General features: G+C 48.3%; 23 protein-coding genes. 15 read left to right on the top strand and 8 right to left on the bottom strand.

The window, feature by feature from the left end:
- Positions 1–9: 9 nt before the first annotated feature.
- The 5 genes from QW772_03400 to QW772_03380 all read left to right on the top strand — a co-directional run bounded on the left by QW772_03400 (position 10) and on the right by QW772_03380 (position 4,942).
- Positions 10–768, top strand: coding sequence for an aspartate/glutamate racemase family protein (locus QW772_03400; GenBank protein MEM0037949.1), 759 nt, complete (start codon positions 10–12; stop codon positions 766–768).
- Between the two features lie 128 nt (positions 769–896).
- Positions 897–1,955: a hypothetical protein gene (locus QW772_03395; protein MEM0037948.1), complete on the top strand. Its 1,059-nt coding sequence runs from the start codon at positions 897–899 to the stop codon at positions 1,953–1,955.
- Positions 1,956–2,040: 85 nt separating this feature from the next.
- Complete coding sequence (locus QW772_03390; protein MEM0037947.1) at positions 2,041–2,712, top strand: AroM family protein; 672 nt, start codon at positions 2,041–2,043, stop codon at positions 2,710–2,712.
- 76 nt (positions 2,713–2,788) lie between these two features.
- Positions 2,789–4,219 (top strand): CoA-binding protein, encoded by a 1,431-nt coding sequence (locus QW772_03385; GenBank protein ID MEM0037946.1) that lies wholly within the window; start codon positions 2,789–2,791, stop codon positions 4,217–4,219.
- 3 nt (positions 4,220–4,222) lie between these two features.
- Entirely contained in the window at positions 4,223–4,942 is a 720-nt protein-coding gene (locus tag QW772_03380) for a PHP domain-containing protein (protein MEM0037945.1), read from the top strand.
- Here the strand turns inward: QW772_03380 and QW772_03375 are convergent.
- The gene (locus tag QW772_03375; protein ID MEM0037944.1) at positions 4,854–6,197 is read right to left on the bottom strand and encodes a TIGR04013 family B12-binding domain/radical SAM domain-containing protein; all 1,344 of its coding nucleotides are present in this window, start codon (positions 6,195–6,197) and stop codon (positions 4,854–4,856) included. The genes QW772_03380 and QW772_03375 overlap by 89 nt on opposite strands.
- Before the next feature lie 89 nt (positions 6,198–6,286).
- Here QW772_03375 and QW772_03370 point away from each other — a divergent pair, with 89 nt between their 5' ends.
- The gene (locus QW772_03370) at positions 6,287–8,404 is read left to right on the top strand and encodes a DEAD/DEAH box helicase (protein MEM0037943.1); all 2,118 of its coding nucleotides are present in this window, start codon (positions 6,287–6,289) and stop codon (positions 8,402–8,404) included.
- Here QW772_03370 and pheT read toward each other — a convergent pair.
- Both pheT and QW772_03360 read right to left on the bottom strand, forming a co-directional pair.
- Entirely contained in the window at positions 8,385–10,028 is a 1,644-nt protein-coding gene (gene pheT, locus QW772_03365; protein ID MEM0037942.1) for a phenylalanine--tRNA ligase subunit beta, read from the bottom strand. The genes QW772_03370 and pheT overlap by 20 nt on opposite strands.
- Positions 10,021–11,529, bottom strand: coding sequence for a phenylalanine--tRNA ligase subunit alpha (locus QW772_03360; GenBank protein MEM0037941.1), 1,509 nt, complete (start codon positions 11,527–11,529; stop codon positions 10,021–10,023). The genes pheT and QW772_03360 overlap by 8 nt, the downstream gene beginning before the upstream one ends.
- Positions 11,530–11,652: 123 nt before the next feature.
- Here QW772_03360 and QW772_03355 point away from each other — a divergent pair, with 123 nt between their 5' ends.
- Complete coding sequence (locus tag QW772_03355) at positions 11,653–12,246, top strand: hypothetical protein (GenBank protein MEM0037940.1); 594 nt, start codon at positions 11,653–11,655, stop codon at positions 12,244–12,246.
- Between the two features lie 20 nt (positions 12,247–12,266).
- On the opposite strand, the gene QW772_03350 is transcribed toward QW772_03355, so the two are convergent.
- From QW772_03350 to QW772_03340, 3 genes are read right to left on the bottom strand one after another with little or no spacing between them, the layout of a single operon-like run.
- The gene (locus QW772_03350; protein ID MEM0037939.1) at positions 12,267–12,776 is read right to left on the bottom strand and encodes a molybdenum cofactor biosynthesis protein B; all 510 of its coding nucleotides are present in this window, start codon (positions 12,774–12,776) and stop codon (positions 12,267–12,269) included.
- A 23-nt stretch (positions 12,777–12,799) separates the two neighbouring features.
- Positions 12,800–13,156, bottom strand: a complete 357-nt coding sequence (locus QW772_03345; protein MEM0037938.1) for a metal-sulfur cluster assembly factor — start codon at positions 13,154–13,156, stop codon at positions 12,800–12,802.
- A gap of 33 nt (positions 13,157–13,189) precedes the next feature.
- Positions 13,190–14,209, bottom strand: a complete 1,020-nt coding sequence (locus tag QW772_03340; GenBank protein ID MEM0037937.1) for a lysylphosphatidylglycerol synthase transmembrane domain-containing protein — start codon at positions 14,207–14,209, stop codon at positions 13,190–13,192.
- Between the two features lie 155 nt (positions 14,210–14,364).
- Here QW772_03340 and QW772_03335 point away from each other — a divergent pair, with 155 nt between their 5' ends.
- The 4 genes from QW772_03335 to metG all read left to right on the top strand — a co-directional run bounded on the left by QW772_03335 (position 14,365) and on the right by metG (position 17,177).
- Positions 14,365–15,147, top strand: coding sequence for a hypothetical protein (locus QW772_03335; protein MEM0037936.1), 783 nt, complete (start codon positions 14,365–14,367; stop codon positions 15,145–15,147).
- On the top strand, positions 15,140–16,291 hold the full coding sequence (locus tag QW772_03330) for an acetyl-CoA acetyltransferase (GenBank protein MEM0037935.1): 1,152 nt from the start codon (positions 15,140–15,142) through the stop codon (positions 16,289–16,291). The genes QW772_03335 and QW772_03330 overlap by 8 nt, the downstream gene beginning before the upstream one ends.
- Positions 16,292–16,298: 7 nt before the next feature.
- Entirely contained in the window at positions 16,299–16,706 is a 408-nt protein-coding gene (locus tag QW772_03325; protein ID MEM0037934.1) for a Zn-ribbon domain-containing OB-fold protein, read from the top strand.
- A gap of 126 nt (positions 16,707–16,832) precedes the next feature.
- The gene (gene metG / locus QW772_03320; protein MEM0037933.1) at positions 16,833–17,177 is read left to right on the top strand and encodes a methionine--tRNA ligase subunit beta; all 345 of its coding nucleotides are present in this window, start codon (positions 16,833–16,835) and stop codon (positions 17,175–17,177) included.
- A gap of 54 nt (positions 17,178–17,231) precedes the next feature.
- On the opposite strand, the gene ppdK is transcribed toward metG, so the two are convergent.
- Positions 17,232–20,153 (bottom strand): pyruvate, phosphate dikinase, encoded by a 2,922-nt coding sequence (gene ppdK / locus QW772_03315; protein ID MEM0037932.1) that lies wholly within the window; start codon positions 20,151–20,153, stop codon positions 17,232–17,234.
- 60 nt (positions 20,154–20,213) lie between these two features.
- Positions 20,214–21,713, bottom strand: coding sequence for a glycosyltransferase family 39 protein (locus QW772_03310; GenBank protein MEM0037931.1), 1,500 nt, complete (start codon positions 21,711–21,713; stop codon positions 20,214–20,216).
- 213 nt (positions 21,714–21,926) lie between these two features.
- On the opposite strand from QW772_03310, the gene ahcY reads away from it, so the two are divergent.
- From ahcY to QW772_03290, 4 genes are all read left to right on the top strand, one after another.
- The gene (ahcY, locus tag QW772_03305; GenBank protein ID MEM0037930.1) at positions 21,927–23,177 is read left to right on the top strand and encodes an adenosylhomocysteinase; all 1,251 of its coding nucleotides are present in this window, start codon (positions 21,927–21,929) and stop codon (positions 23,175–23,177) included.
- Positions 23,178–23,417: 240 nt separating this feature from the next.
- The gene (locus tag QW772_03300) at positions 23,418–23,648 is read left to right on the top strand and encodes a DUF2283 domain-containing protein (GenBank protein MEM0037929.1); all 231 of its coding nucleotides are present in this window, start codon (positions 23,418–23,420) and stop codon (positions 23,646–23,648) included.
- Positions 23,645–25,336, top strand: a complete 1,692-nt coding sequence (locus QW772_03295; GenBank protein MEM0037928.1) for a DUF4910 domain-containing protein — start codon at positions 23,645–23,647, stop codon at positions 25,334–25,336. The genes QW772_03300 and QW772_03295 overlap by 4 nt, the downstream gene beginning before the upstream one ends.
- A 10-nt stretch (positions 25,337–25,346) precedes the next feature.
- Positions 25,347–25,889 (top strand): cob(I)yrinic acid a,c-diamide adenosyltransferase, encoded by a 543-nt coding sequence (locus QW772_03290; GenBank protein MEM0037927.1) that lies wholly within the window; start codon positions 25,347–25,349, stop codon positions 25,887–25,889.
- The last annotated feature ends 2 nt before the right edge of the window (positions 25,890–25,891 follow it).

The following is a 25,891-nucleotide window of genomic DNA, read 5'->3' as shown; positions in this document are numbered from 1 at the left end:
AGTTTTAGAATGGTTAGCCTCTCAGAATGCAGGGCTAACAGAAATAAGTTTATATTGCATCTCCCAAGTTATGTTGGGGGTTTGATTTTGATAAAGATTCTTGTAGTCGTCCCGGTTGGGACGGATGTTAGGAACAGAAGCCGTAAGGCTGTCTGCGAGAGGTATGCATCTCCGGGCACAGTGATTGAGGTTGTTTCACTTACGCGGGGGCCTCTTTCGCTTGAGACGCGACGGGATCACGATGAAGCAGTACCGTTAATAATCGAGACTGTTGAGAGGGTAGGTGCAGTGAATTATGATGCGGTCGTGATTAGTTGTTTCTTAGACCCCGCGGTTGGGGAGCTCAGGAAGATGATTAAGGATAAGGTGGTAATAGGCTCGGGGGAGGCGTCCCTATATCTAGCTAGGTTTCTAGGGGAACCAATAACTGTGATAACCGTTGGGGCTATTAGAGAGACGCTTGAGATGATGGAGGAACACGTTGAGAAGCTTGGTCTCAGGGACGTGGTTGATGTTAGAGGCATTCCATACGGAGTTCTCGACGCTGACAGGGATAAAAACACGGCTTTAAAGCTACTTGCAGAAGAGTCTATGAGAGCTAAGGAGAATGGCAGCAGGGTGGTGGTCGTGGGTTGCACGGCCATGGCTGGTTTTGCGGAAGAACTTGAGGAAGTAGTGGGAATCCCGGTCGTAGATCCTCTCAAAGCATCCATAATCTTGGCTGAAGCTCTAGTTAGACTTTATGGAGGCGGTTGCGGTACTACCTAAAGCATGTATATTCATATTCGTGATGACTGCTGGGATGGTTCGTGATGGATAAACCCTTCGCAATCGTAAAAGGGGTGCATGTGCACCCTTACAATGAATTTAAATAAGGAACCATAGAATTTTTATCGGTGGTCTTGGTGCCTCAATACATGGAGTGGGAACTTTATCGTGCAGCTTACAAGCTCGTGAGCGAATTGCTAGGGTTGAAGCCGGATGAAACCATAGTAATTACCGCTGACACCGAGTCTGACGAGAGAGTAATCAACGTGACTGCTGGTGCGGCATACCATATTGGGGCCAAACCCTTGACAGTCTGGATGAGAGCCTCGCCTTTCGGCGTTGGGAAGCTCACGGACCCTGTTATACCGGTGGAAGCGCTTTCAGCCCTGCTGGCCAATGCCGACGTGTGGGTTGAGTTTAACTATAAGTGGCTTCTGTACTCAACAACCTACGAGAACGCCATGTCACAGAATAGGAGGTTAAGGCATTTATGTCTAGTCGGCATGGATGTCGACATGATGGTCAGAGTTATCGAACGCGTTGATCTGCAGGTGCTCAGGCACTTCCAGGATATACTGGCTGACATGCTAAGAAAGACTAGATACATTAGAATTACAACCCCAACCGGAACCAACGTCGAGTTTGAGAGAAGCCTCACCGGTTCAGTGCTAAATAATAAGGGCGAGGCGTTCACGCCGGGTTCACATATGTTGCCGGGTCAGATAAGCGTTGCACCAATATTTGATAGCATTAATGGTGTGATAGTTTTCGATGGATCTGTCTACCCACCGTTAGGACTGATTAAAGAGCCTATCAAACTGCACATCAAGAACGGCGAGATAGTGAGGGTTGAGGGTGGTGAGGACGCGATAGCGTTCGATAAGTGGCTTAGGGGGTTCAACCACCCTCAAATGCTTAGGCTAGCGCACCTGAGTTTCGGCATTAACCCTGGCGCTAAATTAACGGGGAATATCCTTGAGGATGAGCGGGTTTGGGGTGCTACCGAGTGGGGGATAGGCTACGTAAGCCGTAGGCTTACGGGATCCACCCCCATTGAGGCCCCATCACATACAGATGGAATATGCCTAAACTCCTCAGTGTGGTTGGATAACGTGCAGATACTGGATAAGGGGAGGTATGTAGAGCCTAGGCTTGCTGAACTAGCTAAGAAGCTTAATAAGCAGTAACTCGCTGACTTAAATGAATTACTGAAGCACTATTCAATGAGGCGAAGAGTTTTTAATTGTAAGCCATATAATATGGGGGTGTTTAATGCGAGTTGGTCTTCTGACAATAGGTCAATCACCTAGAGTAGATGTTCTCAAGGATCTAAGTAAACTGATGCCCGAGTATATCGAGATCATTGAAGCGGGAGCTCTCGATGACTACGATGAAGAATACATTAAGGATAGATTATCTCCAGCGCCTGAGGATGTAGTATACGTGAGCAGATTACGTACAGGGACTGAGGTCAAGATCTCAAAAAGTAAAATCATACCTCTGATGCAAAAGAAAGTGGATTATCTAAACTCAGTGAGAGTTGATCTGATAGCTATTCTGTGCACAGGAGAGTTTCCTGAGTTCACTTCGAAAGTACCGGTAATCTACCCTGAGAAAGTTTTGAAAGGCTTGGCTTCAAGCCTGGGGCTTCGAGGTAAGGTGGGCGTGCTAATACCAGACCAGAGTCAAGTAGGCTACGCGGAGAGTAAGTGGCGTGAATTCTTTGATGATGTAATAGTCCATCCCGCATCACCCTACAAGTCCACGCAGGAAGATTTCGTTAAAGTGGCTGAAAGACTGCGCTTAGAGGGCGTGACGTTGGTAGTCATGGATTGCATAGGCTATACTGTAGAGCATAAGAATTTGGTTCGAGACATTGTCAAGAAACCAGTTATAGCGTCTAGGACTATCTTAGCTAGAACGCTGGCAGAGTTATTGGGCTAGCACTGTGTAGAGAATCTTAATCTAGGTCAAAATGTTTTTATATCTTTTATTAGTAGCTCTATGTGTGTGGTGATGGATGATGGTAAACAGTAAGAAGGAGTTCGATTTCTTCTTTAAACCTAGGAGTGTTGCGGTGGTGGGGGCTTCCCCTGTGGAGGGCACTATTGGGAGGGCTATAATAACAAACTTAATCGAGAAGTTCAAAGGCTTAATACTTCCTGTGAACGTTAAATACGATGAGATCTTCGGTCTGAAGGCCTACAAGTCTTGCAGAGAATTGCCAGAGACCCCTGATTTAGTGGTGGTCGCCGTTCCTGCGAAGGTAGTTCCTCAAGTGCTCAACGAATGTGGGGAAAGGGGGGCTAAGTCAGCGGTAGTCATAAGCGCCGGGTTTAAAGAGACGGGTTCTGAGGGTGAGAAGTTGGAGAGAGATCTAGTGGAGACTGCAAGGAGACATGGAATGAGGGTAATAGGTCCTAATTGTTTAGGTATTTATGACGCCTACTCACACCTCAACACCATATTTAATCCGCCGGACAGACAGAAGATGCCGCCGCCAGGCAATGTCGCTTTTCTTTCCCAGTCTGGAGCTCTTGGTGCGTCAATACTTGACTGGCTTGCTGAGTCTAATATAGGGATGAGTAAGTTCGTTAGTTATGGAAACGCCGCTGACGTGAAGGAATGGGAACTACTGGAGCACTTGATTGAGGATCCCTACACCAAAGTGATAATGATGTATCTTGAGGGCGTTGAGGATGGGAGGAGTCTGGTTAAGGCTATAAGGAAGGCTACGATGGCAGGGAAACCCGTCATAGTGTTGAAGGCAGGTAAATCTGAGAGGGGCATGAAGGCAGTGGCATCGCACACAGGGTCTTTAGCCGGCTCTTATCAGGTCTACGAATCCGCGTTAAAGCAGAGCGGAGCCCTGGTGGTCAACGAGCTAAACGACTTTATACTAGCTGCTAAGACGCTCAGCTGGTTGCCTATGCCGCGTGGTGACAGGGTGACTGTAGTCACGAACGGTGGAGGGGCGGGCGTTCTGACTACAGATGCTGTTGAGCTTCTAGGGCTGACCCTCAGTGAACTCTCCAAGGAAACTAAGGAGTATTTGAGAAGTAGGCTACCGCCTGCAGCCTCGGTGGGGAACCCTGTGGATATACTGGGTGATGCGCCGCCTGAAAGGTATGAGGCGGCTGTTGAGGCTGTGTTGAGGGATGAGAACACTGACCTAGTGATTGTGATAGGCATTATGCAATCGCCCGCCTTCAGACCTGCGGACTTTATCATGAGTATGAAGAGGCTGCTAGTGGAGTACGGTAAGCCCATGATATTCGTAGCCCCGGGTGGGGCTTACACTGCTGATAATTTAAAGATGATGGAGCTGAAGGCAGGAATACCCACTTTTAAGACTCCTGAAGAAGCTGCTAGGGCATACCACTTTTTAGTGTCGTGGTACAAGGGTCATCAACGCTTGAAGAGCATCCACGCCGAGGGTGAAGGTAGTTAGGTAATGGGCCTTCATGCCGATTTTCACATTCACTCATACGTAAGCGACGGTGAGCCCTCTCCGACCAGTATAGTTAGGTATTCTCTAAGGAAAGGTCTTAATGTAATATCTGTGACGGACCACAACTCGTTCCTAGGTTCTATCCTAGCGTCCAGGACTGCCAAGGATTTAAGGAAGGTTGTAGTGGTCTGTGGGGCCGAGATCAGGACATATTGGGGTGATGTATTGATTCTGTGTCGAGAGCCTATCAAGATAGTTAGGGATCCCATAGAGCTTCGTGATGAAGCCCAGAGAAACTCCTGTCTGTTGATACCAGCGCACCCTTTTGACGTACTAAGACTAGGCATCGGACTTAGAATAAAATACGACTTTCTGTGGGATGGTTTTGAATTATTCAACTCTTCGTCGGATCCGATGAGTAATCTGATGTCATTCCTCTACCTCAAGAACATGGGGAGACCTCTTCTCTCAAACTCGGACGCACACACCCTAGAGGGTGTGGGAGTTTCGAAGAACATCATTGAAACTAACGATCCGAATCCCGAGGAAGTGTTAGAGGCTATACGTAGGGGTTTGATTAAGCCGATGCCCAGCTACTCAATCCCCGCATGGATCTTTAAGCTGAGGTGGAGCTTCAGGACAAAGCCCTTTCAGAGGCTCTTGAAAGAGCGTCACGAGCTCTTAAAGAGGTTGCGAGAATTACACCCTCATCTCTTAACCTGAGCACCTCCCTCGCCACCCTCTCTTGGTTCAACCAGCTCCCATATGCCCTACCAGAGCCCACAAGTTTTAACACTTCATTCTTAACCCATGAAGGAACCTCAGAGGGGTTTCGCAACGCGTAAGGAGTGCCTGGTAACGGTATGAAATAATGAATACGAATCCTTCCGCCCTTCTTAACCACCTCCTTCATATGAGCTAAGGTTAAACGGAGATCCTCAGGCGTTTCATCAGGCAGTCCTAGAATATAGTCGACATCCACTGAAAAACCCGTCTTGACGAGATCATCAACAGCCCTTACTACGTCCTCTGAGGTGTGGCCTCTATTGATTTTCACCAGCGACTCGTCTGAGCCTGATTGAGCACCTATGTTGACCCTTTCATTACTCACATGACTTTTCAGGAATCTAGCCACCTCCTCGTCAATATGCTCAGGCCTCATCTCCGAGGGAAAAGTCCCGAAGTATATCCTACCACCCCTCTTCTTCAGGAGACTTAGCCTCTCAACTAGGTTGAAGACATCACCACTTATTCTAGATGGGGCGTTGCATCCATATGAGAGGGCGTCGGGGGATATGAATCTAAGGTCCCTAATCCCCCTGTCAAGGAGTAAGCCACACCACCTCAAAACATCGTCTACACTCCTGTGCCTGACTTTAGTTGAATGAATGTAACTGACTTGACAATACCTACATGAATGGAAGCAGCCTCTTGACAGCTCTATTGGGTTGAACAATCCTAACGAAGGTGAGAAAGGCGGGTATTTGTTGATGTCCTTAACAAACCCTCTTCCGTTGAGGAAGAACCTGTCGGAATTAATGTAGAATAATCCAGGGACTGCGGACGGGTCTAATTTCCCAAATCCTAACTCAACCACCTGCGGTAATACTTCCTCCACTTCACCTACGAACGCGTAGCTAAACCCTAGAGATAACACCGTACCAAAGGGATCTCCAGTCGCGTGGGGGCCTCCACCAACACTCGCGATTCCCAGCATCTTCAACTTCTCGTTTACGTGAATAAGTCTCCTGTAAATAGATGGCAACTCAGTAGTCAGTAGGGTCTGCATGTAAAAGACTTTTGAGTACCTATCCTTCAACTCGCTAACTGTCTGAAGCACATTCTCCAGATCAACTAAGTAGAAATCAACTTCATCAACCAGACCGTGAGACTCAGCCGCCCCAAGGATCACGTGAACACTATATTTTACGCTGGACCAATACCCAAGCACTACGGCATAGTTTTTCAACGCGTCCACCGCTTGACGGAGGTCACTTACATCAGTGATTCAGCATCTTTTATTTAGGCACTCAAGATTTTTAAGTATTGGGAGCGGGTTGGGTTTAATTGCATGTCGAAGCGTTGGAGCTTCCGAGTGATGTAATAAATGCTTTGAAGGCAAGGGGTATAACAGAGCTTACACCCCCTCAGGCAGAGGCCGTTAGGAGAGGTTTACTCAAGGGAGCCTCGCTAGTGGTTGTAGCGCCTACTGCGAGCGGCAAGACTTTGGTCGGAGAGCTCTCGCTAATTAATTCCTGGATCAATGGCGGTAAAGGGGTCTACGTGACCCCATTGAAAGCTTTGGCTGAGGAGAAGTTCGAGGAGTTCAGACTATGGGAACGGTTAGGAGTTAAGGTTGGCATTACGACCGGTGATTACGATGAGCCCGGTGAGGAGTTAAAACGTTATGACTGGATAGTCGCTACTTATGAGAGAATGGATTCCATCTTCAGGCTGAAGCCTTCATGGTTAAATAACTTGCAGACCATAGTGATCGATGAACTACATATGGTGGGTGATGAGGAGAGGGGATTCATTGTTGAGTTAATTGCGGTTAGGTCGCTCCTCAGCAAATTACAGTTGGTAGGGCTTTCCGCGACAGTGGGTAAACCTCAGGTACTAAGCGAGTGGCTGGATTCAGAGCTCGTTGTTAGTGACTGGCGCCCAGTTAAACTAATTGAGGGTTTCTATTTATCTAGAAAAAACGTCATAGTATTCTCGGACGGGCGTTTAGAGGAGGTTCATAAAAAGTTCACATTACCACAGCACTGCTATATGAAGGCTGTCGACGAGAACTATCAACTCTTGGTTTTTGTGCAGGCTCGAAGAAGGGCTGAGGAGATGTCTTTAAAGTTAGCTACGTTGAATGCGGAGAACATCCCTGACGCCAGAGAGTTGGTCGATGAGCTAGAGTCTTCCGACGCACCGAGATCTGAGATTGAGTCACTCTCTAGAGTGATTGTTAAGGGACTTGCATATCATCACGCCGGACTTTCACTGTCTTCGAGGAGAATAGTGGAGAAAGGGTTTAGAGACAGAGTTCTCAGGGCAGTCATCGCCACCCCGACCCTCTCAGCAGGCATAAACCTCCCGGCCAGGAGGGTTTTGGTTTACACACGAAGGTTTGAAGGATTCATCAAACCTATTACGGTTGCTGAGTTTAAGCAGATGGCCGGCAGAGCGGGTAGGCCGCAGTACGACCCATATGGTGAGGCTATAGTTGCTGACGTGACTTCGGAGGAGGAGGGATGGAATTATGTCCTAGGGAAGCCAGAGCCCGTTAAGTCGACCCTCCTCCAGGATAGGGCCGTTAGGATTAACATGCTTGCGTTGATAGCGTCTGGAGATGCCAGAACACCTGATGACTTAATCAGCATACTTGGGAGGACGCTTGCAGGGTTCCTCCTCGGAAGCAGTACGATTACCTATGCGGTGAGCTATGGATTGAAAACACTTAAGGAGGAGAAAATGATTGAAGATAGTGGCGGGTTATTAAGAGCTACTAAACTAGGGGCAACGGTCTCGAGGCTCTATATAGACCCTCTGACGGCAGTCATCATAACCAACGACCTAGGGAAGTTAGTTACTGCTAGGCCTCTGTACTACCTAACACTGATAGCGCTAACCCCCGACTTCAGTAAGGTAAGGGTGACAAACTATAGAATGTTTTCAGAGGAGGCCCGTGCATCACTTAAGATGGGACTAGTTCCAGAACCGCCGGGGGGAATCGAGGAAATAGGGTACTATGACTGGTTGAGAGCCTACAAGGTAGGGCGAGTGCTTAACGCATGGATTGAGGAAATGCCGGAGGATGAGATAATAAGCAGGTATGGTGTCGGATCAGGTGACTTGCGAGTCCTAGTTGAAACTGGCGAGTGGCTAACATACGCGGCGTCAAGGGTGTGTGACGTGGTAGGACTTAAGGAGCACTCCAAGAGACTTGACCTACTCAGCGTGAGGGTAGGTAGCGGAGTTAAAGAGGAGCTGGCTGACCTAGTTAGGGTTAAAGGTGTCGGCAGGGTTAGAGCTAGATCCCTCTTTGAGAACGGTATCAAGACTGTTGAAGACCTAGCCTCGGCAGATCCGACTAGATTAGCTAATCTCAGAGGCTTTGGCCATAAAGTAGCACGTGAAGTAGTTGAGGAGGCTAGAAAGCTCATTAAGTTCAAGAACTCAGCACGGTAAATAATTTGCTTAGGTTTATCTCAGCTATAGTGGCAGGTACGTAGATGTTTAGGCTAGTTAGGATCTCAGGACATGCTTCACCGACCACCCCTACAATCTCGTCCTTAACCACAACTTCCGCCGACCTACCCCTTATAAAGGACTTCCTAGAGCTTCTCCTTAACTCATAGTTAACTCCGATGACCGTCATAAGTGATTTAAGCACGATGAGTCCGTCAGTTAGGGTGTACTCATCTCCGGCTAAACCGTATGCAAGCATCTTAACGTACGTCGGACGTGCATCGCCAGACAGTTTAACTACATCACCTACTTCAAAAATTCCGAAAGACCTTCTCTTAGTGCTATTAACCCGGATGGACATAAGTAGCGTCGGCGTCAAGGAATTCCTGACCGCCGAGTATATCTTCATTTTAGGATTCTTCAGCTTGACGAAATCCTCCTCGCTGATGAGACCCAGCACATCAGGGTCTGTGAGCATGAAGTTCATGACCTCCTGAAGCCCTAGCCCCAGCAGTATCTCCCTTACGTAGTCAGCAAACCTCTCCAACGGGTTGACACTTCCGAAATGCGGTGATGGGGTGATCCCACCGCCTAACTCGTTGTACCCATAAGCAATGGCTATGTCTTCTATGACGTCAACGTATGATAGGACGTCTATCCTGAACGGGGAAACCTCAACTACGATCTCCTTGGCATCAAAATGCAATACATTGTATCCCATCAGCTCTAGAAGTTTTGAATCCCCCTTCGCAAGGGGGTCGATACCTAGTAGCGACTTTATTGAATCCTTCTCAACCCTTATCTGCGCGCTCTCCAGCAAAGGACTTACCGAGTAAGTTGAGCCTCCCTTGATAAGCACTTTCTTAATTACCGGGTTTCTAGATCTCTCACTAACGGACGTAGTGACGAGATTTAATATCTTCATCATAAGGTGTGGTTCGGTGCCGGTGACATCTATCACTATTCTTCGAGTGTTCTCAGTCACCTTGTTGTCCTCGGGATTAAGTATTGGCGGAAAACCCATCACCTGTCCTTCTGAATCCACCAACAGTGGGTATCGGCCCCTGCGTACTAAGTGAGCGTATTTAACCCCCTTTTCCGTCTTAGTCAGAACTTCCTCAAGACTCATTATACTGTCATATCCTAAAGGTCTGTACCTGGCAGTTTCCACCTCAACATACTTAACTGGTAACTTTATTTTATCAAGATCATAAAGGCCTATGGCGGCTAACTCTCGATCCCCGCAGTAGCTGGTATGCAGCTTCTCTTGTAATTGAAAGAGCTGCCTCACCGACTCTTCATCAAGGTCTAGGTTCTCTACTATTGCGAAGTACGCATAAGGTCTGTAGGAAGGCGCGTTTCTGACATCTAAGTAAGTGCCTGAGTCCTCTACCACATATTTAATCGGCTTTCTAGCTCCTTTAAGAAGACCTATGGCTCTCCCTAAACCCTCAGCTGAGAAGAGATCGGGCCTATCGTGGCTTGCATCATATACCACCGTGTCCCCCCTGACCTCCTCCACTTCAGCCTTCAGGAGTTCAAGGTGTTTTCCCAGATCCTCTAGCGTGAGAGGGGTTTTAGCCACCCTCTCCACATCCCATAACTTGACCTCTACTTTAGGCATTTCTAAGCATCACCTCAGGTATTTTAGTTGCTTCTATCACGTCCAGGTCGTTTGAGTAAAGATCTCTTATGTCATCAACTCCTAGAACTATCATCGCTAACCTGTCTATGCCTATACCCCATGCAGCTACTTTATAGGTTGTCGGTAACGCGACGCTGGCAAGCACTTCAGGTCTGAACATGCCTCCAGGGAAGACCTCCACCCATCCTAACTTAGGATGCCTCACAAAACCCTCCACGCTAGGTTCCGTGAACGGGAAGTATGCGGGCTTAAATCGCACTTCCTTCATACCTAGGCGGCTCGCAAGTTCTTTGAAGAACCCGAGTAGCTCTCTAAATGTGACCTCCTTACCCACAATTATACCCTCCAGTTGGTGAAACTCCATCAGATGTGTTGGATCTGGGGTGTCAGGCCTGAAAACCCTGTCGAACGAGAAGACTCTATACTCACCAGCGCCCCTTTCATATATGGTCCTCATTGAGACCGGGGTTGTATGAGTTCTTAGCACCGGAGTTGCCGCCACTTCACTCCTCCAGTTATATCTCAAGACCTCCTCATGAACTTTCTTAGTTCTCTCAAGTACGTCCTTCTCACTGACCGGCAACTCCACGTTCTCTACATAATACACATCGGATTCCTTCCTTGCTGGATGATGTTGAGGCACGAATAAGGCGTCGAAATTCCATAACGAGCTCTCTAGGTAGGGTCCTTTAACCTCCTCGAACCCCATCCCTATAAGGATTTCTTTAATGTACATCATGAACTGTGTGTAGGGATGCCTTAGTCTCGGAGTGCGTTTGGGCACATCAACACCTAGATCGAACTCTTTTATTATGGCGGTCCTCCAAGAGCCTGACATTAGCATCTCCGAGGTAAGATTAGTTATGAGGTGCCCCTCAATTATTTTGCCTTCACTTAATAGTCTAAGGAGGTTCTGTGTTGGGTGAACCTTAATCTCTCTAACTTCATCAACCTCCACGATCCTCCTGTGTTTAAGGAGCACTACCCACTTAGGCACCTCCTCATAGATTACAGGCTTCACATGCCTCCTCATCAACTCTTTTATCTGGAGCGATTCTGAGGAAAGGCTTTCAACACCCCCGTTAACCAGCGTTATTAATCCTTTCTCGAGTTTCACTAGCCTATGCTTACGCAACTGACCTAAAGCGGCCTTGACCTCATCCTCGTTAAGCCCTAACTTCCTCAGATCCTCCAGGGGGGCACTCCCTCCACGCATCTGCAGGTGCTTTAGAAGCCGTTCCTCAGGGAGGCCTTCCTCAAGGTACTTGAGACCTAGGTTACTTAGCTTGATAGAGTAGCTTACACGTCTCTCCAACCTAACTAAAGACTTACTTTCGAGCTCCGCCAGGTCCCGCATAAGGTCTGACTCTCTGAGGCCGAGCATGTTGCCTACTTTAGTAACGGTTAACGCTTCCTCAGACGTAGCTAGACATTGGATTAACCTATACTGCCTCGGCGGCAGCACTATGTTCTCAGTCATCGCTTACACCGCTACTTGAGTATATGGAGGATAAGATAATTAAATTATTTAGCGTATCAGGATATAGTCGGGGATGCAATGACGTTCATTGAGGCTTATCCCAAGCAGCGTGAAGGAGTGCTGATGTGGTTTCCTGTCGCGATAGCCGAGTTCAATGAATGCAGAACTCGTGGTGAAAGGCTGGTGATTGAGTGCTATCTAAGTCACGTTCTCAAGAACCCATTGCTGAGATTCCTTACAATAAGGAGACTTGACAAGAATACAAAAGTTCTCACATACCCTACTATTGAGGTAGTGAAACTTAAGCATGAGGGTTGCAGTGAGTATGAATTGCTTAGAGACGCTGAGAAGGTCGAGTCAATATTGAGTGACAGTGAGGAGGCTAGAAAGTTCTTCAGCGACTTGATATCAAGACCGGAGGACTCAGAGCGAGGCAAGTCTAGGAGATGGTGGGCTCCTACACTATTCAGACCTCCTAGAATCGACACGCAGGAGGTGTTATTAAGAAGTAATATAGCAATACTGAAGGAGATACTGGCTAATCTTTGCCTGGATAGACGAATAAAACCTTCCTCCTGGACCCCTTCTTACATCCTGCTAAGGCTTGACGTCAACGCCGGTCGAGTCAGTATAGTGGAGAGGGATAGGGAGGAGACGTCCAACATATATTCGAAGCTGATGATGCGTGATGAGATAAGAAACTCCATAGGGCGGTAGGGCAATGCCCTCACTTACTACTAGGTTTTTGACAGTTCGTACAGTAGGTGACGTGCCTCAGGTAGGATGAGTTGGCTCATGGCAGTCTCAACAGCGTCAGGGGAGCCCGGAACGACGAATATCAATGCACTGCCGACTACGCAGGCGAAACTCCTTGATGCCATGGCTGCCGAACCGTGTTTCAGGAATGACAGGTACCTGAAAAGCTCTCCAAAGCCAGGCATGTCTTTCACGCAGTAACCTCTTAAACTCTCAACGCTTACATCCCTAGGACTTATTCCAGTACCTCCAGTAACTAGGATTACGTTGCACTCACTAAGTAGGCTCGTTAAAGCTTTCTTAATCTCCTCCCCGTCATTTGGAACTACTAACCTGTTTACGAGGGGAACACCATGTTCCACGCAAAGCCTCTCGACCGTTGGGGAGATCACGTCCTTCTTTAACCCCATACGTATTGAGTTGCTTGTGATCAGTAAACATAGCTTGACCTCAACTCTTGAGGACTCCCTCCTGTGCTCCTCCACCGGCATATCTGACTAGGCCTCCTAGCGTGTTAGCCCTTCTTAGAGAGTTCCAGATATTTCTCCACTATGTCGTATCCATGTCTAGATCTAAACCTCTCCCGCCCTTCTGGAGTGATGTTCAGTGGGGTCCATCTAGGTGTGAAGACCACGTCAACGTGGAGATCCTTAACTCCTTCAATCAAAAGCACTTTTTTATATACCTCGTAAAGTAAGTGCTTGCCGACCGGGCATCCCGGAGCTGTAAAGGTCATCCTGATCCTGACCACTCCAGCATCATCCACTGAGACATCGTATATTAGGCCGAGGTTCCATACGTCGATTTCCACCTCGGGATCCTCTACCTCCTTCAATGCCTTAATGACCCTATCTTTAACCTCATCCACCATTAGGGTGAACCTAGGTATCATAACGATTCCGTGTTATTTAAGTCGATAGGATTTCTTCGCTTCCTCTACATAGCTCAGCACACTCTTTAAACTTATTCCAAAGCTTAACATGGCCAGCAGAAACAACGGGTACTCACCTAGCACTATAAACACTCTAGTGAGGACGCTAAGGAGCGCCGCCACACCCCTGTCAGTGCCTACTAACGTCAAAACACCTGTTTGCGTTAGCTCGTAAATCCCGACATTTCCAGGCGTGACTACTGGAAGAAGCCACATGATCATGTATATAGAGTCGAATCCTAGCACCAGTTGCCACACATTGAGGGAGACCCCGATAAGCAGAGAGAGGGAGTATCCATGAAGTACATTAGCAAGTCTCTCCAGTATTGAGAGCGAGGTAGCTAACAGAATCAGGTCATGACGTGTCGCAAGCTTGAGGAACTCGTTGTTGTACTCCTCGTGAAACCTTAGCTCACCTCTCTTCCCTGAAGTTCTGAGAACCCTGTTTACTAGCGATTCAAGTTTCCTGCTTCTGGGAAGTGCCAAGAGGGCTACGTTAATTATTAGTAGTGCAACGGCAGGCATCACAAGAATCATGGCACGGGGTAACGAGACGTGGAGACCTACTAACGCGACGACCATGAAGAAAGTCATCGTTAGAGTGGTCACAACTCTGTGGGAGGCTATGCCCAGTATTGTCCTGCTTGACGCAAGTGAAGTGTACCTGTTCAGGAGTGCGAACTTAGTTACTTCCGTGATCCCTCCTATAGGGACTATCAGCTCGGTGAAGATAGATATGTAGGTTATCTTCAAAACGTCGCTCAGGGCAATCCCTCCAAACATTTTCACTAGAACATAGAAGGTCAGCGCATGTAGGGTGACCGATGCCATCCTAGAGGTCAGAGCTAGTAAGGCGTATCCTAGACTCTTCCTTCGCAACAGGATATCATAGACGAAGCTTATATCACTGAGGTACATGACTAGAAACAGTATTGTATATGATATGAGAGCGACCGCTAACGCCAGCAGTAGTGCTTTACGCATCGCGACCATACGTTAACCCTTACTAAGAGTAGATTAGCCCATTAAGAAAATATAAGCATGCGAACACACAATCCGCCCTACCTTAAGCCCGAGGATGCAGTATATTAGACAATTGATTAATCAAGACTTAAACAATAAAAGAAGTGACCCCCATATTATTCAGGGTGGTAAGGATGCCAGCCCTTAAGGAATGGAGGCTCTATATCCCTCGATTCTCCGTTAGCGTTAACGGTGCGAGACTGCCCTCACCCTATAGGGATGAGGATGAGATAACAATGGCGTATGAGACGCTCAACAGACTGAGCATTAATGACGGTAGCTCCTTTGTTTTCGTCTACGATGGCAAGAAGGATGTGGATTTTCACGTGGTCCTTGATCTGATAGGAAGAAGCGACGCTCCTATAGTGACCTTTAAGTCATTCAGTGAGGGATTAGCATATAGCATCAGAAACACGCCCTCCGTCCTCACGGCCGTCAGCGCCGACCCCCCTGCGGGGTCAGTGACTTTAACTCTGAACAGCAAAGGGAAGACCCTCATATCTAGGTATGAGTTGAAGAAGGAGTTCCTGGGCTTCTTAAAGACCGAGATCACTGACGAGAGAGCGTTAAGTGAGTTGATAGTTGAAGCCTCAACATCCACCACGTCCCGGATACTCACGAAACTCTCTAAGTCTAGGAGGGTTAGGAACGGTCAAGTCAGGGTGGTTAGTGGGTTTGTAAATAATCCAAGACTACTTGATAGAGTACTAGCTTCGCTCAAGCTTAAGAGTGCTGACTCCTCAGTGGCTGAGGAAATTAGGAAGTCGGGTTATAAAGGGAGTCTCGGCACGGCCCTTGCCCTGGTTAAGGTGGCTGAGAGGTGCAACGATGGTGAGAAGCTCGTTTTCGTCGGTGGATCCATATCTGAGGGCATTATCATACTGTATATGAAATGCTCCGGTGGCTAACTTGAGGAGAGTCTACGTGGCTGGAGTAGGGATGACTAGAGTAGGAAGGCACATGAATGTGGCATTGAGGGACTTGGGCGGGTTAGCGGCCCTCGAAGCTATAGAGGATGCAGGCAACGAAAAGCCTGAGGCAATAGTGGTCGGCAACATGCTAAGTAGTCTTGTGGAGCAGGAGAGCCTCGCATCCCTTATAGGGGATCACGTAGGTTTGAGGGGGGTCAGCGGCTTTAAGGTGGAGGGGGCGTGTGGATCTGGGGGCGCCGCCATAATGGCAGGGTACTCCCTAGTGGCTTCAGGCCTCTTCAGGAAAGTGCTTGTAGTCGGTGTTGAGAAACTCTTTGAGAGACCTTCAAGCGATGTGATCAGGGGTCTGGCCTATGCAGCTGACGCTGATTATGAACTGATATATGGAGTTACCTTCTCAGGACTTAACGCATTGATTATGAGATACTACATGGAGAGGCATGGTGTTAAGTATGAGGAGATCGCACAGTGGTCTGTGCTCATGCATGAGAATGCATCCCAAAACCCCTTCGCCCAATTAAGAAATAGAATTACATTAGAGGACGTCATGAACTCCCCCATCATAGCCGAGCCAATAAGACTCTACGATGCATGCCCTCTCAGTGATGGGGCGGCTGCAGCATACCTGGTCAGTGAGGACTTCAGGAAGATCAACGACTCGCCAGTAGTGATTGCGGGTGTAGGCAACGCTATAGATAGTACTGACCTATCCTCAAGAATAGAACTTGATGACATGCTTGCTTCAAGGATTTCTTTAGGGAATGCTATGAAGATGGCTAACATTGAAGTTAGGGATGTAGATGTAGCTGAAATTCACGACGCATATACGATCACAGCCGCGTTAAGCATAGAGTCAATAGGATTTGCAAACAGGGGTGAAGCACCTAAGATGTGGTGTGAAGGTAAATTTGCTCCTGGCGACAGACCAACGATAAATCCGTCAGGCGGCTTGAAAGCAAGAGGGCATCCTGTAGGAGCTACTGGGTTATATCAGTTGGCCGAGGTAGTGATGCAACTCAGAGGCGATTTCCCAGGAGTCAGAGTGGCGGCTGAAGTAGGCCTGACCCAGAACATAGGTGGGGTGGGGTCGAACATAACGACCGTCATTTTGAGGAGGTGAGTACTCGGTGACAACGATTCAGAGGGTTTGGAGGATAAAGGATGTGCTACTCAACATAATAGCCACTAAATGTTTAGAATGCGGCTACGTTGTCTATCCTCCTAAGGCAAGGTGCCCTAAGTGCGGCTCAGAGAGAGTGGTACGTGAGAACCTGCCACGCGAGGGTGAGGTGCTGACCTACACAATCATTCAGGTGCCGGCTAAGGGGTTCGAGGAATTCGCACCCCTTATAATAGCTTTAATCAAGTTAGGAGACGCTAAAGTGCTTTCCGAGATCGTGGAGGTCAGGCCTGAGGAAGTGAGGATCGGCATGAAGGTGGTGGCTACGGTAAGAAGGACTGCCAAGACTATTGACGGCGGGATTCCATACGTTGTTAAATTCAGACCTATCGAAGAGGAAGACGTTGGGAGGTAGTTCGGGGTTAGGGGCTTCACAACAGGCAACATCGTCCTGCAAGACTCTTTAAAGTTCCATGAAACTCAAAATTGCTAAGGTTCCTGGTTATAAACTCAGCAACGTGATTTAAGATGTGGTGAAATAATGAGCTCCTCAGAATATGTGGATATCTCGGATTTTCAGAAGCTAGACCTAAGAATAGGTCTAGTGGAGAGTGCGGAGAGGATCGCGGGCTCCAAGAGACTGATCCGGTTAGTTGTTGACTTAGGCGAGAAGGGAAGGAGGCAACTCGTAGCAGGCCTCGCTGAATGGTATAGACCTGAAGATTTGGTTGGTAAGAACGTAGTGGTTGTTACCAACCTCAAGCCGAGAAAAATGATGGGTTTCGAGTCCCACGGCATGTTGCTGGCGGCAGGCTGCGGTGAAGGGGAGATTCCAGTTATACTAACGGTTGAGAAACCCGTTAAACCGGGTACTAAAGTGTGCTAAGGAGGTTTAAGTTTTAGTTTTACCTGAAATGTTACACAATAAGTTCTGCGGGTGTTACTCTCCAGATTCCTTTCTACCCAACTTCTCGGAGATGGTTGCTTGAGCAGCAGCAAGCCTGGCTACAACTATTCTGAATGGGGAAGCGCTTACATAGTCCAGGCCTGCCTTGTGTAGGAACATAATGGACGCTGGATCTCCTCCGTGCTCCCCGCATATACCTACCTCTAGATTCGGATTGGCTTTCTTGCCTTCTTTGGTGCCCAGCTCAACTAATTTCCCGACGCCGTCAACATCTATAGTCTGGAATGGGTTCTCGGGTAGTATCTCGTACTCCAAGTATTGAGGCATGAACTTGTTCTCGACGTCATCTCTGCTAAAACTGAATGTACCTTGAGTCAAGTCATTGGTTCCAAAGCTGAAGAAGTCGACCTCCTTGGCTATCTCACCTGCTGTTAAGCACGCTCTCACAGTCTCTATCATTGTACCTATCTTAACGTCGCTTAAGTCAATGCCATACTCCCTCTCGACATCCTTTATAGCAGGTATTACTGCTCTCTGTTTGACGAATTTAACCTCGTTGACGTGCGCTACCTGTGGTATCATTATCTCTAGTACAGGTTTGTAGCCCTCCTTCTTCAGTTCAGCTGCAGCTTCTAACATCGCCCTGCTTAAGTAGTAGTATATCTCAGTGAAAGTAACCCCGACCCTCACACCCCTGTGACCCATCATGGGGTTGTGCTCCTTAAGGGTTGAGACCCTCTTGTAGAGGGTCTCAAGCTTCTTAAGCCTGTCTTCAAGTTCTTTAATCAGGGTAGGCATTAGCTCTCTAGCGGCTTGAGAGGTGCTGAGCTCGAGATACGCCGTTCTGACCTCGTAGAGGTCCTTAAGTATCTCCTCCGGAGCCGGCAGGAACTCGTGCAGCGGCGGGTCTATCAGCCTTATAACCACAGGCAATCCGTCCATTATCTTAAGCATCTCCTTGAAGTCAGGTTTTATCATCTCCACAAGCTTCCTCAGGTGTTCCTCCCTACCTTCCCTCGTGTCTGAAAGTATTACATTCCTCAAGGCTTCTAATCTTTCGGGTTTTCTGAACATCCTCTCTATCCTGAGTAGGCCTATTCCTTCAGCGCCGAACTTCCTTGCAATGAAGGCATCCTCGGGCACGTCCGCGTTGGCTCTGACGCCAAGCCTCCTAAACTCGTCAGCCCACCTAAGCAACCTATCTAGCTCGGATATCATCTCAGGTTCTACAGTCGGTACTCTACCCACATAGACGTTGCCGGTGTTACCATCTATAGTTATCCAGTCGCCCTCCCTCACCTGCTTCCCGTTAACCTCGAAGACCTTCCTCTCGTAATCCACTTTAATGGCCTCAGCCCCCACGACCGCGGGCTTCCCTATACCTCTAGCCACTACCGCTGCATGTGACGTCATCCCACCCTTAGACGTCAATATGCCTACCGCTGCATAGAAACCATGTACATCGTCGGGCTTAGTCTCGACTCTAACCAATATTACTTTCTTACCTTCCCTCGCCCTAATGACTGCGGTGTCAGGGTCGAAGACCGCTTCACCGCTGACCGCTCCCGGCGAAGCAGGTAGACCCTTAGCCACGGGCTCCGCTTTGGCTTTAGGGTCGACCCTCGGATAGAGGAGTCTAAGAACAGTGTCCGGCGAGACCTTCATAATCGCTTCCTCCCTCAGTATTATCCCCTCCTCAGCCATCTCCACAGCAGTCTTCACTCTGGCCACCGGGGTCATCTTAGCTACCCTGTTCTGCAGGAAGTAGAGCCTGCCCTTCTCTATAGTGAACTCTATGTCCATCACGTCTCTGTTTAACTTCTCAAGAGTCTTGCCAGCCCTTATCAAATCCTCATAGATTGCAGGCATCCTCTCCTTCAACTCATCAAGACTTAGCGGCGTCCTAATGCCTGCTACCACGTCCTCGCCCTGAGCGTTGGGCAGGAACTCCCCATAGGGTCTGTTATCGCCTGTAGCGACGTCACGAGTGAAGTAGACGCCTGTGCCTGAGTCCCAGCCCATATTACCGAATACCATAGTTACTATGTTGACAGCTGTGCAATCAGCTATCTCAGGCGTTATGTTGTTGGCCATCCTGTAGAATATCGCACGCGGATTCATCCAAGATCTGAAGACCGCTTTGACGGCCAGTTCTAGTTGCTTCCACGGATCCTGCGGGAACTCACCCCAGTTCTCCTTGATTAGTTTCTTATACTCATCAACTATCTTCTTCAGGTACTCCACTGAGAACCTCCACAGATTAGGGGCCGTGTCTGCTGGTGGTTGCGCGTCAAGCCTTATGGTATACTTGGGGTACTTGACCTTAATCGCTTCTAACTCGTTAGCGTACAGCCTCTCAGTCTGCTGCTTAAATTCCTCTTCATACTTGTCGAAGACCTGATTAAACAGTTCCTCGTTAATCTCGAGGACTATTCTACCGAACATGGCTAGGAACCTTCTGTAGGCGTCGTAGGCAAACCATTCGTTATTAGTGAGTCTTGCTAGACCCTTCACCACGTCATCGTTAATACCTAGATTCAGAACTGTGTCCATCATGCCGGGCATGGAGACCGCGGCTCCGGATCTCACAGAGACCAGCAACGGGTTCTCCGGCGAGCCGAAGATCTTGCCGGTCTTCTCCTCAAGTTGCTTCATATACTCCTTGACCTGATCCATCAAGCCCTCTGGCATCTCCATGCTTCTTATGATGTCCCAGATTTTCCTGATCAACTGATCCCTCACGTGAGGCGGTGGATTCCTCTCAAGCTCCTTAACTATGCTCTCTATCTCATCGCGGCGACATGTGAAAAACTCTCTGCATGCTTGGGTAGTTATTATGAATCCTGGAGGTACAGGCAACCCTAATTGAGTCATTTGTGCTAATGAAGCGCCCTTACCTCCCAGCGTCCTTTTATCCTTCCAATCGGCCTCTTCAAAACTGAATACGTACCTCACACCTCAACCCTCGCTTAATTACCTTAAGCGGAGTTTTTAAATGACGTTATCACTCTTCAATTACTCGTCTGAAATAACGAGCCTCATGCTGACCGAGACTTCCCCGGCTAACCACATGCTGATTACGTTCAGGATGCGGCGCCATCTCTTAACTAATTCACGAATGTTGGCAGGAGATGCTGTAAGGTAGTAAACTATCATTACCAGCGTTGTGTAGAAGAGGGGAACTACTTGAACAGCGTAGAAGCTGTACTGAGTCCTCCCTCCTAGAAACCACATTGCCACATACATTAAATAGGTAAGCCAAGTGAACACGTGAGTCACCCCCTTATCAGGGAGATCGCGGAGTGAGGGTAGGATAATCAGGGAGAGGGCGGCTGTAAGAGTGTACAGGACTGGGTTACCTGACGCAATCAAGTCGGCGATGAACTGACCACTACCTGCATCCCACACATAGTGCAGTGGGAACGGGTTTCTGCCTAATAACCAGTCCCATGGCATAGCCTGCGGCGGACCTTCCGTCGTCTTGACGCTTAAGTGCCATCTGAAGGCGCCTTCAACTGATGCATTCCACCACTGGAGGAAACCATCTCTAACTATGTACGGAATCCCCAGAAGCAGTAGGAGGAGTATTGGAGTGTATACAATCAGTAAGAACACCTTAGCAGGTTTCTCCCTCTTAATCCAGTAGAGCACTGCGGGAACCGCCGGGAATGCCCCGCTGAACTTGCTGGCGAAGCCAAGACCCACGAAGATCGACGTTAGTCCAAGTCTATTAGTTAGCACGGAGTAGAGGGTCAGCGTGGTGAATAGAGCCACAAATATATCGAGCATCGCCACCATAGACATCGACCTGAACGTCTTGTCAAAGGCCGTGATTAAAGCCGTGGCCAGCCCTAACACTAGCCAGGTATCTTTTTTCACTACCTCTCGAAACAACAGGAATATGAAGACTAGGATCAACGTGCCTGCGATGATCGAAGGCACTCTCCAGAAGGCAGGGTAGTCGCCTAGAAGAACCATGGAAAGTCCTATAAAGTACTTAACTAGGGGCGGGTGCTCTAAGTTCATATAGCTAAACACTCCCTCAGCATTGGGATAGCAATACCCCCTGATTACCTGCTTAACACCAGAATAACTGAGCAGACTTGCTATGAGGGATTGATTAACCTCCACACACAAGGCTGGCAGGAACTTCCCGTCCGAGCTGAACTTGTAGTACTCCTCACCCTTAATTATCCTACCACCTAAATCATTTTCTATAAATCCCTTAACCCTACTAACTATTTTCAAATACTCGTACTCACTCAATGGATTATACAGTTCCACAGTCACGATTGTCATGCCGCGCTGAGCTCTGTCTGGGCTCACCCCTAAGTACTTAATTATCGTATTTCTTGCCGCACTTACATACCAGCACTCATCGGATATGTAGTCCTCTATGCCTGAGGCGTAAGTGTACGTTAGATAGCCGTAAGCAAGCAGGAAAGCAATCACGACCAGGGCGCTTAAAAGTCTGTGTGCGGATTTCCCGACTTTCTGCCTTTTGAGTACGTCCACAACTATTGAACACCACCTTCATCAACTTAAAATTTAAGACATACGTTAAAAACAGTTTTAATGCGTCCAACCTACGTCAGTAACTCACGGCCCGCTATGCAAAATTACAAATCGATCTTACAAGAAACTAACAAATGGTCTGAAGCGTTATGAAGCCCCTCAGCAAAGTATTTTTGATCGTAAAACCTCCTATAGCAGGAGGTGAGTTGGTGAATGTACAGGGTAGCCGACATTGATTTGAGAGATGCTGGTTTCAAAGAGATTGAATGGGCGGAGAGACATATGCCCGTCCTGATGAGGATTAGAGATGAATTCTATAAAGAGAAGCCATTGGCAGGAGTCAGAGTTGCAGCAGTCCTCCACGTAACTAAGGAAACTGCTGTGTTGGTCAGGACTCTAACGGAGGGGGGTGCTGAGGTCTGGTTGGCAGGGAGCAATCCCCTCTCCACGCAAGACTCGGTGGCTGCCGCGCTAGCCAGCGAGGGCATTCATGTGTTTGCATGGAGAGGTCAGACCCAACACGAGTACTATGAGTGTATCGCTCAGGCGGCGTCGTCTAACCCTGACGTAGTAATAGATGATGGTGCTGATCTTCACGCGTACTTGCATGGAGTTCTCAGAGACGCAGGTTCAAGAGTTTGGGGTGGAACCGAGGAAACCACCACAGGTGTCAATAGGTTGAGATCCCTTGAGAGGGAGGGAGGGCTCCTATATCCCGTGATAGCGGTTAACGACTCGCTAACTAAATTCATGTTTGACAATAGATATGGTACTGGCCAATCCGTTATAGACGGCGTCTTGAGAGCCACGAACCTGCTTCTGGCCGGCAAGGTATTCGTGGTGGCTGGATATGGGTGGGTTGGTAGAGGCATAGCTATGAGGGCGCGCGGCATGGGCGCTAGAGTAGTTGTGACTGAGGTGGATCCTGTGAGGGCCCTGGAGGCGGTGATGGATGGCTTTGAAGTAATGAGCATGGGTAAGGCGTCTGCAGTAGGGGACGTGTTCGTGACTGCTACAGGAAATAAGGGAGTTATAAGGGAGGAACACTTCAGGTTGATGAAGGACGGTGCAGTGCTGGCTAACGCAGGGCATTTCAACGTGGAGGTGTGCGTTGAGGATCTGGAGAGGATTTCACTCCGTAAGAGGTCCGTGAGACCTAATCTGGAGGAATATACGTTACCTGACGGGAGGAAGCTGTATCTAATAGGTGAGGGGAGATTAGTGAATCTAGTGTCGGCCGAGGGACATCCGAGCGAGGTGATGGACATGAGCTTCGCAAACCAAGCGTTGGCTACGAAGTATATAGTCAGGAACAGATCTGCCTTAGAGAAGCGTGTTTACGTCCTTCCGAGGGAGATAGATGAGGAGATAGCCCAATATAAGCTGCGTTCGATGAATGTAGAGATAGACAAGTTGACGGAGGAGCAGATCCGCTACATTTCTGCTTGGAAATACGGCACGTGAAGATGGCTTAGGGCTTGCGGCTTTGATACTTAATCGGTCTTAGAGGAAAGACAGTACTTCATGCATGAATTCATGCAGAGCTCTAGCTCTTCATCCTTCTTCATGTTACAGAAGTCGGTACAGAGCTCCTCACACTTCATTATTGAAGAGCTTAATCCATCCATATCTACATCACTAGGGAGATATAGTCATGGAAGACTTTTTATAATTTCGCTCCTACTTAGATTATATGGTGTTATCATGAGTGACGCGAAATTTGAAGGAAATGAGCTACTAATCGGAGATATCAATAACGTGTGGTTTGAGTACGATAGGCAAACTGATATTCTCTACATAAACTTTGGCTACGATATAGAAGACGCTGATGAGGCAGTGTTAACGGAAAGCAACGTCGTGGCGAGGATTAAAGGGGGTAAAGTGGTCTCACTGACTGTCTTCGACTTTATGAAGAGATTGGGTATTGGAACATGAGCTTGACTCAACTATTTAATGAGGTCAAAAGCATTTCAGATCACCTAGAGTTAACCAGATTGGCTTTAGATCTCTCATCGTACCATAGGATACAGGGCTCAAGGGAGATATTGCGGAGTGCTGACTTCATAAGAGCATCTCTGGAGGACAGGGGTGTTGGAGTTTCCGTACACACATTTAGCTATGCAAGTCCTCAGAAATGGATAAGTCCTCTCGTCGGTTGGGATCTCCGTGATGGTGAAGTCCGTGTTACATACCCGTATCAGAAAACCGTCTCTTCAGTGAGGAGGGCATGGACCGCCGTTGCAGCACATTCACCGGGCGGTGAGTTCGCTGGGCGTGTGAGTTACGTCGAGAACGAGGAGTCTATACCAAGCGACGCTGAGGTGGTTTTGACGAGCAACAGAAGTCTAAGCATGTACCTGAGACTGGTTGAAAAAGGGGTTAAGGCTGTCCTCATTTACAGGAGGGATGCGGTACTCGACGGCGTACCCTACGTGAGTCTCTTTCCGACGCCTTCGGAGTTGCCTAAGATGAAGTCTCCAGTGCTGTGCATATCACGAAGAGATGCGGAGATGATGAGGTGGAGCATCCTCAAAGGGGAGAGGGTTCAAGTCGAAGGCTTCGTCAAGGCAAGCTACACCGACCCAAGGGATATTAAAGTAATATCCGCTGAGTTTGGCGATGGTGAAAAGGAGGTTCATCTAACAGCGCACTACTGTCACCCAAAGGGGACTATCAACGATAATGTGAGCGGTGCTGCCGCACTCTTATGTATAGCCAGAGCCCTCGGTAGGTCTATTAAGAGAACGGGATGTGAGTTGGGAGGGATGAGGGTCAGGTTTGTATGGATACCTGAGCATTACGGGTCGCTTGCTTTAGTTAGGAAGCTGCTTAAGGAGGGAGTTAAAATAGAGGGCGCGTTAAACTTGGATATGGTGGGTGAGAAGCAATCGCTTACAGGCTCTGTTTTGAATTTCATACGTTCGCCTGCATTACTGGCGAGCGGGTTTGAGGCCCATGCTTTCAGGAATTTCTACGTAGAAGTAAACAGAGGTTGGGGATTACCAGCCCTTAACGAAATTAAACCATCATTAAGGTTTGACAGTAGATGCTATGTGGCGGGTAGCGATCATGACTCGTACATCGTATTCGGGATTCCCGCAGTCTCCCTGACTAACTGGCCTGACAGGTTCTATCACACAAGTCTTGACATGATAGACAAGTTCAGCGCAAGTAACGCATTGCTCATCGCCCTCACGGCCCTTAAGACTGTGCTGACGTATGAACCGCGAAATAAGTCAGCGATGAAGCACTACATAAGTTATGTGTCGGAGCTTGAGTATTTCAGAGCCCGTGGCTCGCTGGCCATGCTGCGTCAGAGGATCTACACCAGCGTAAGGAAGCGTGTGAAGTGCATGGAGGTAGCTGAGAACTCGGGATTTCCTTCCACGCAACACATACTCAGGGTGTCTAAGGAACCTAGACTCCGCGAAGAACTGAGGAAGTTATTCAGCAGAGAGCCTTGGACCCCCACGGCCTTAGCTGTAGGGGCTCTGTACTCGTCGTGCGGGATCAGCGACAACGACTTAAGAAAGTTCATGTCTGCAGAGCTCGGCATCAGCATCAAGGAAAGCGACTTTAATCTAATACTTGAGGCGTTGCAGAGCTTAAGAACCGGTTCGTGAGGTATGCTATATGTTATTAGTGTATTACGGCAAAGGTAAGGGCAAAACTACGGCTGCAATTGGCACTGCATTACGTGCGTTAGGTTGGGGTTGGAAGGTCCTCGTACTGCAGTTCATGAAGGGTGAAGTCAGTGGCGAGTACGTGTTCATAAATAAGTTGTCTCGCATGCTTAGGAAGCAGATCTACGTGATGAGGCTAGGTTGCGAGGGATTCGTTAATCCGGAGGATCTCAGTAGCTATGCTGCATCACTTAATATGGCGCTGAGTTACGGATTCCTAGTGCATGTATATCCGTCCCTTACACGCAGGTTAAAGCCCAAGCTGGTAGTTTTTGATGAACTAGGTCTGGCTGTGCACATGGGTTTGATTGACGAGAGCTTAGCTATCAGAATATTGAGAAACTTTGTGAGTAACACCGAAAGGCACGCCATAGTTACCGGGCGATATGTGCCGAAAACGTTAAGGGAGATCGCCGATCTAGTGACGGAGGTTAGAGAGGTCAGGCATTACTTCAAAAAAGGCTTTGCAAACATCAAGGGTTTAGATATCTGAGT

It is taken from the genome of Zestosphaera sp., assembly GCA_038727705.1.
Classification (GTDB): domain Archaea; phylum Thermoproteota; class Thermoprotei_A; order Sulfolobales; family NBVN01; genus Zestomicrobium.
The sequence above is the reverse complement of the archived record's forward strand: the minus strand, read 5'-3'. Positions and strand labels throughout refer to the sequence as shown.

Bases quoted from the DNA above. Each gene is read 5' to 3' on its own strand.
- metG (MEM0037933.1), top strand. From the start codon at position 16,833: ATGAGCTCCTCAGAATATGTGGATATCTCGGATTTTCAGAAGCTAGAC.
- pheT (MEM0037942.1), bottom strand. From the start codon at position 10,028: ATGCCTAAAGTAGAGGTCAAGTTATGGGATGTGGAGAGGGTGGCTAAA.
- ahcY (MEM0037930.1), top strand. From the start codon at position 21,927: ATGTACAGGGTAGCCGACATTGATTTGAGAGATGCTGGTTTCAAAGAG.
- QW772_03390 (MEM0037947.1), top strand. From the start codon at position 2,041: ATGCGAGTTGGTCTTCTGACAATAGGTCAATCACCTAGAGTAGATGTT.
- QW772_03300 (MEM0037929.1), top strand. From the start codon at position 23,418: ATGAGTGACGCGAAATTTGAAGGAAATGAGCTACTAATCGGAGATATC.
- QW772_03290 (MEM0037927.1), top strand. From the start codon at position 25,347: ATGTTATTAGTGTATTACGGCAAAGGTAAGGGCAAAACTACGGCTGCA.
- QW772_03400 (MEM0037949.1), top strand. From the start codon at position 10: ATGGTTAGCCTCTCAGAATGCAGGGCTAACAGAAATAAGTTTATATTG.
- QW772_03345 (MEM0037938.1), bottom strand. From the start codon at position 13,156: ATGGTGGATGAGGTTAAAGATAGGGTCATTAAGGCATTGAAGGAGGTA.
- QW772_03360 (MEM0037941.1), bottom strand. From the start codon at position 11,529: ATGACTGAGAACATAGTGCTGCCGCCGAGGCAGTATAGGTTAATCCAA.
- QW772_03350 (MEM0037939.1), bottom strand. From the start codon at position 12,776: ATGCCGGTGGAGGAGCACAGGAGGGAGTCCTCAAGAGTTGAGGTCAAG.
- QW772_03340 (MEM0037937.1), bottom strand. From the start codon at position 14,209: ATGGTCGCGATGCGTAAAGCACTACTGCTGGCGTTAGCGGTCGCTCTC.
- QW772_03385 (MEM0037946.1), top strand. From the start codon at position 2,789: ATGATGGTAAACAGTAAGAAGGAGTTCGATTTCTTCTTTAAACCTAGG.
- QW772_03380 (MEM0037945.1), top strand. From the start codon at position 4,223: ATGGGCCTTCATGCCGATTTTCACATTCACTCATACGTAAGCGACGGT.
- QW772_03295 (MEM0037928.1), top strand. From the start codon at position 23,645: ATGAGCTTGACTCAACTATTTAATGAGGTCAAAAGCATTTCAGATCAC.
- QW772_03355 (MEM0037940.1), top strand. From the start codon at position 11,653: ATGTGGTTTCCTGTCGCGATAGCCGAGTTCAATGAATGCAGAACTCGT.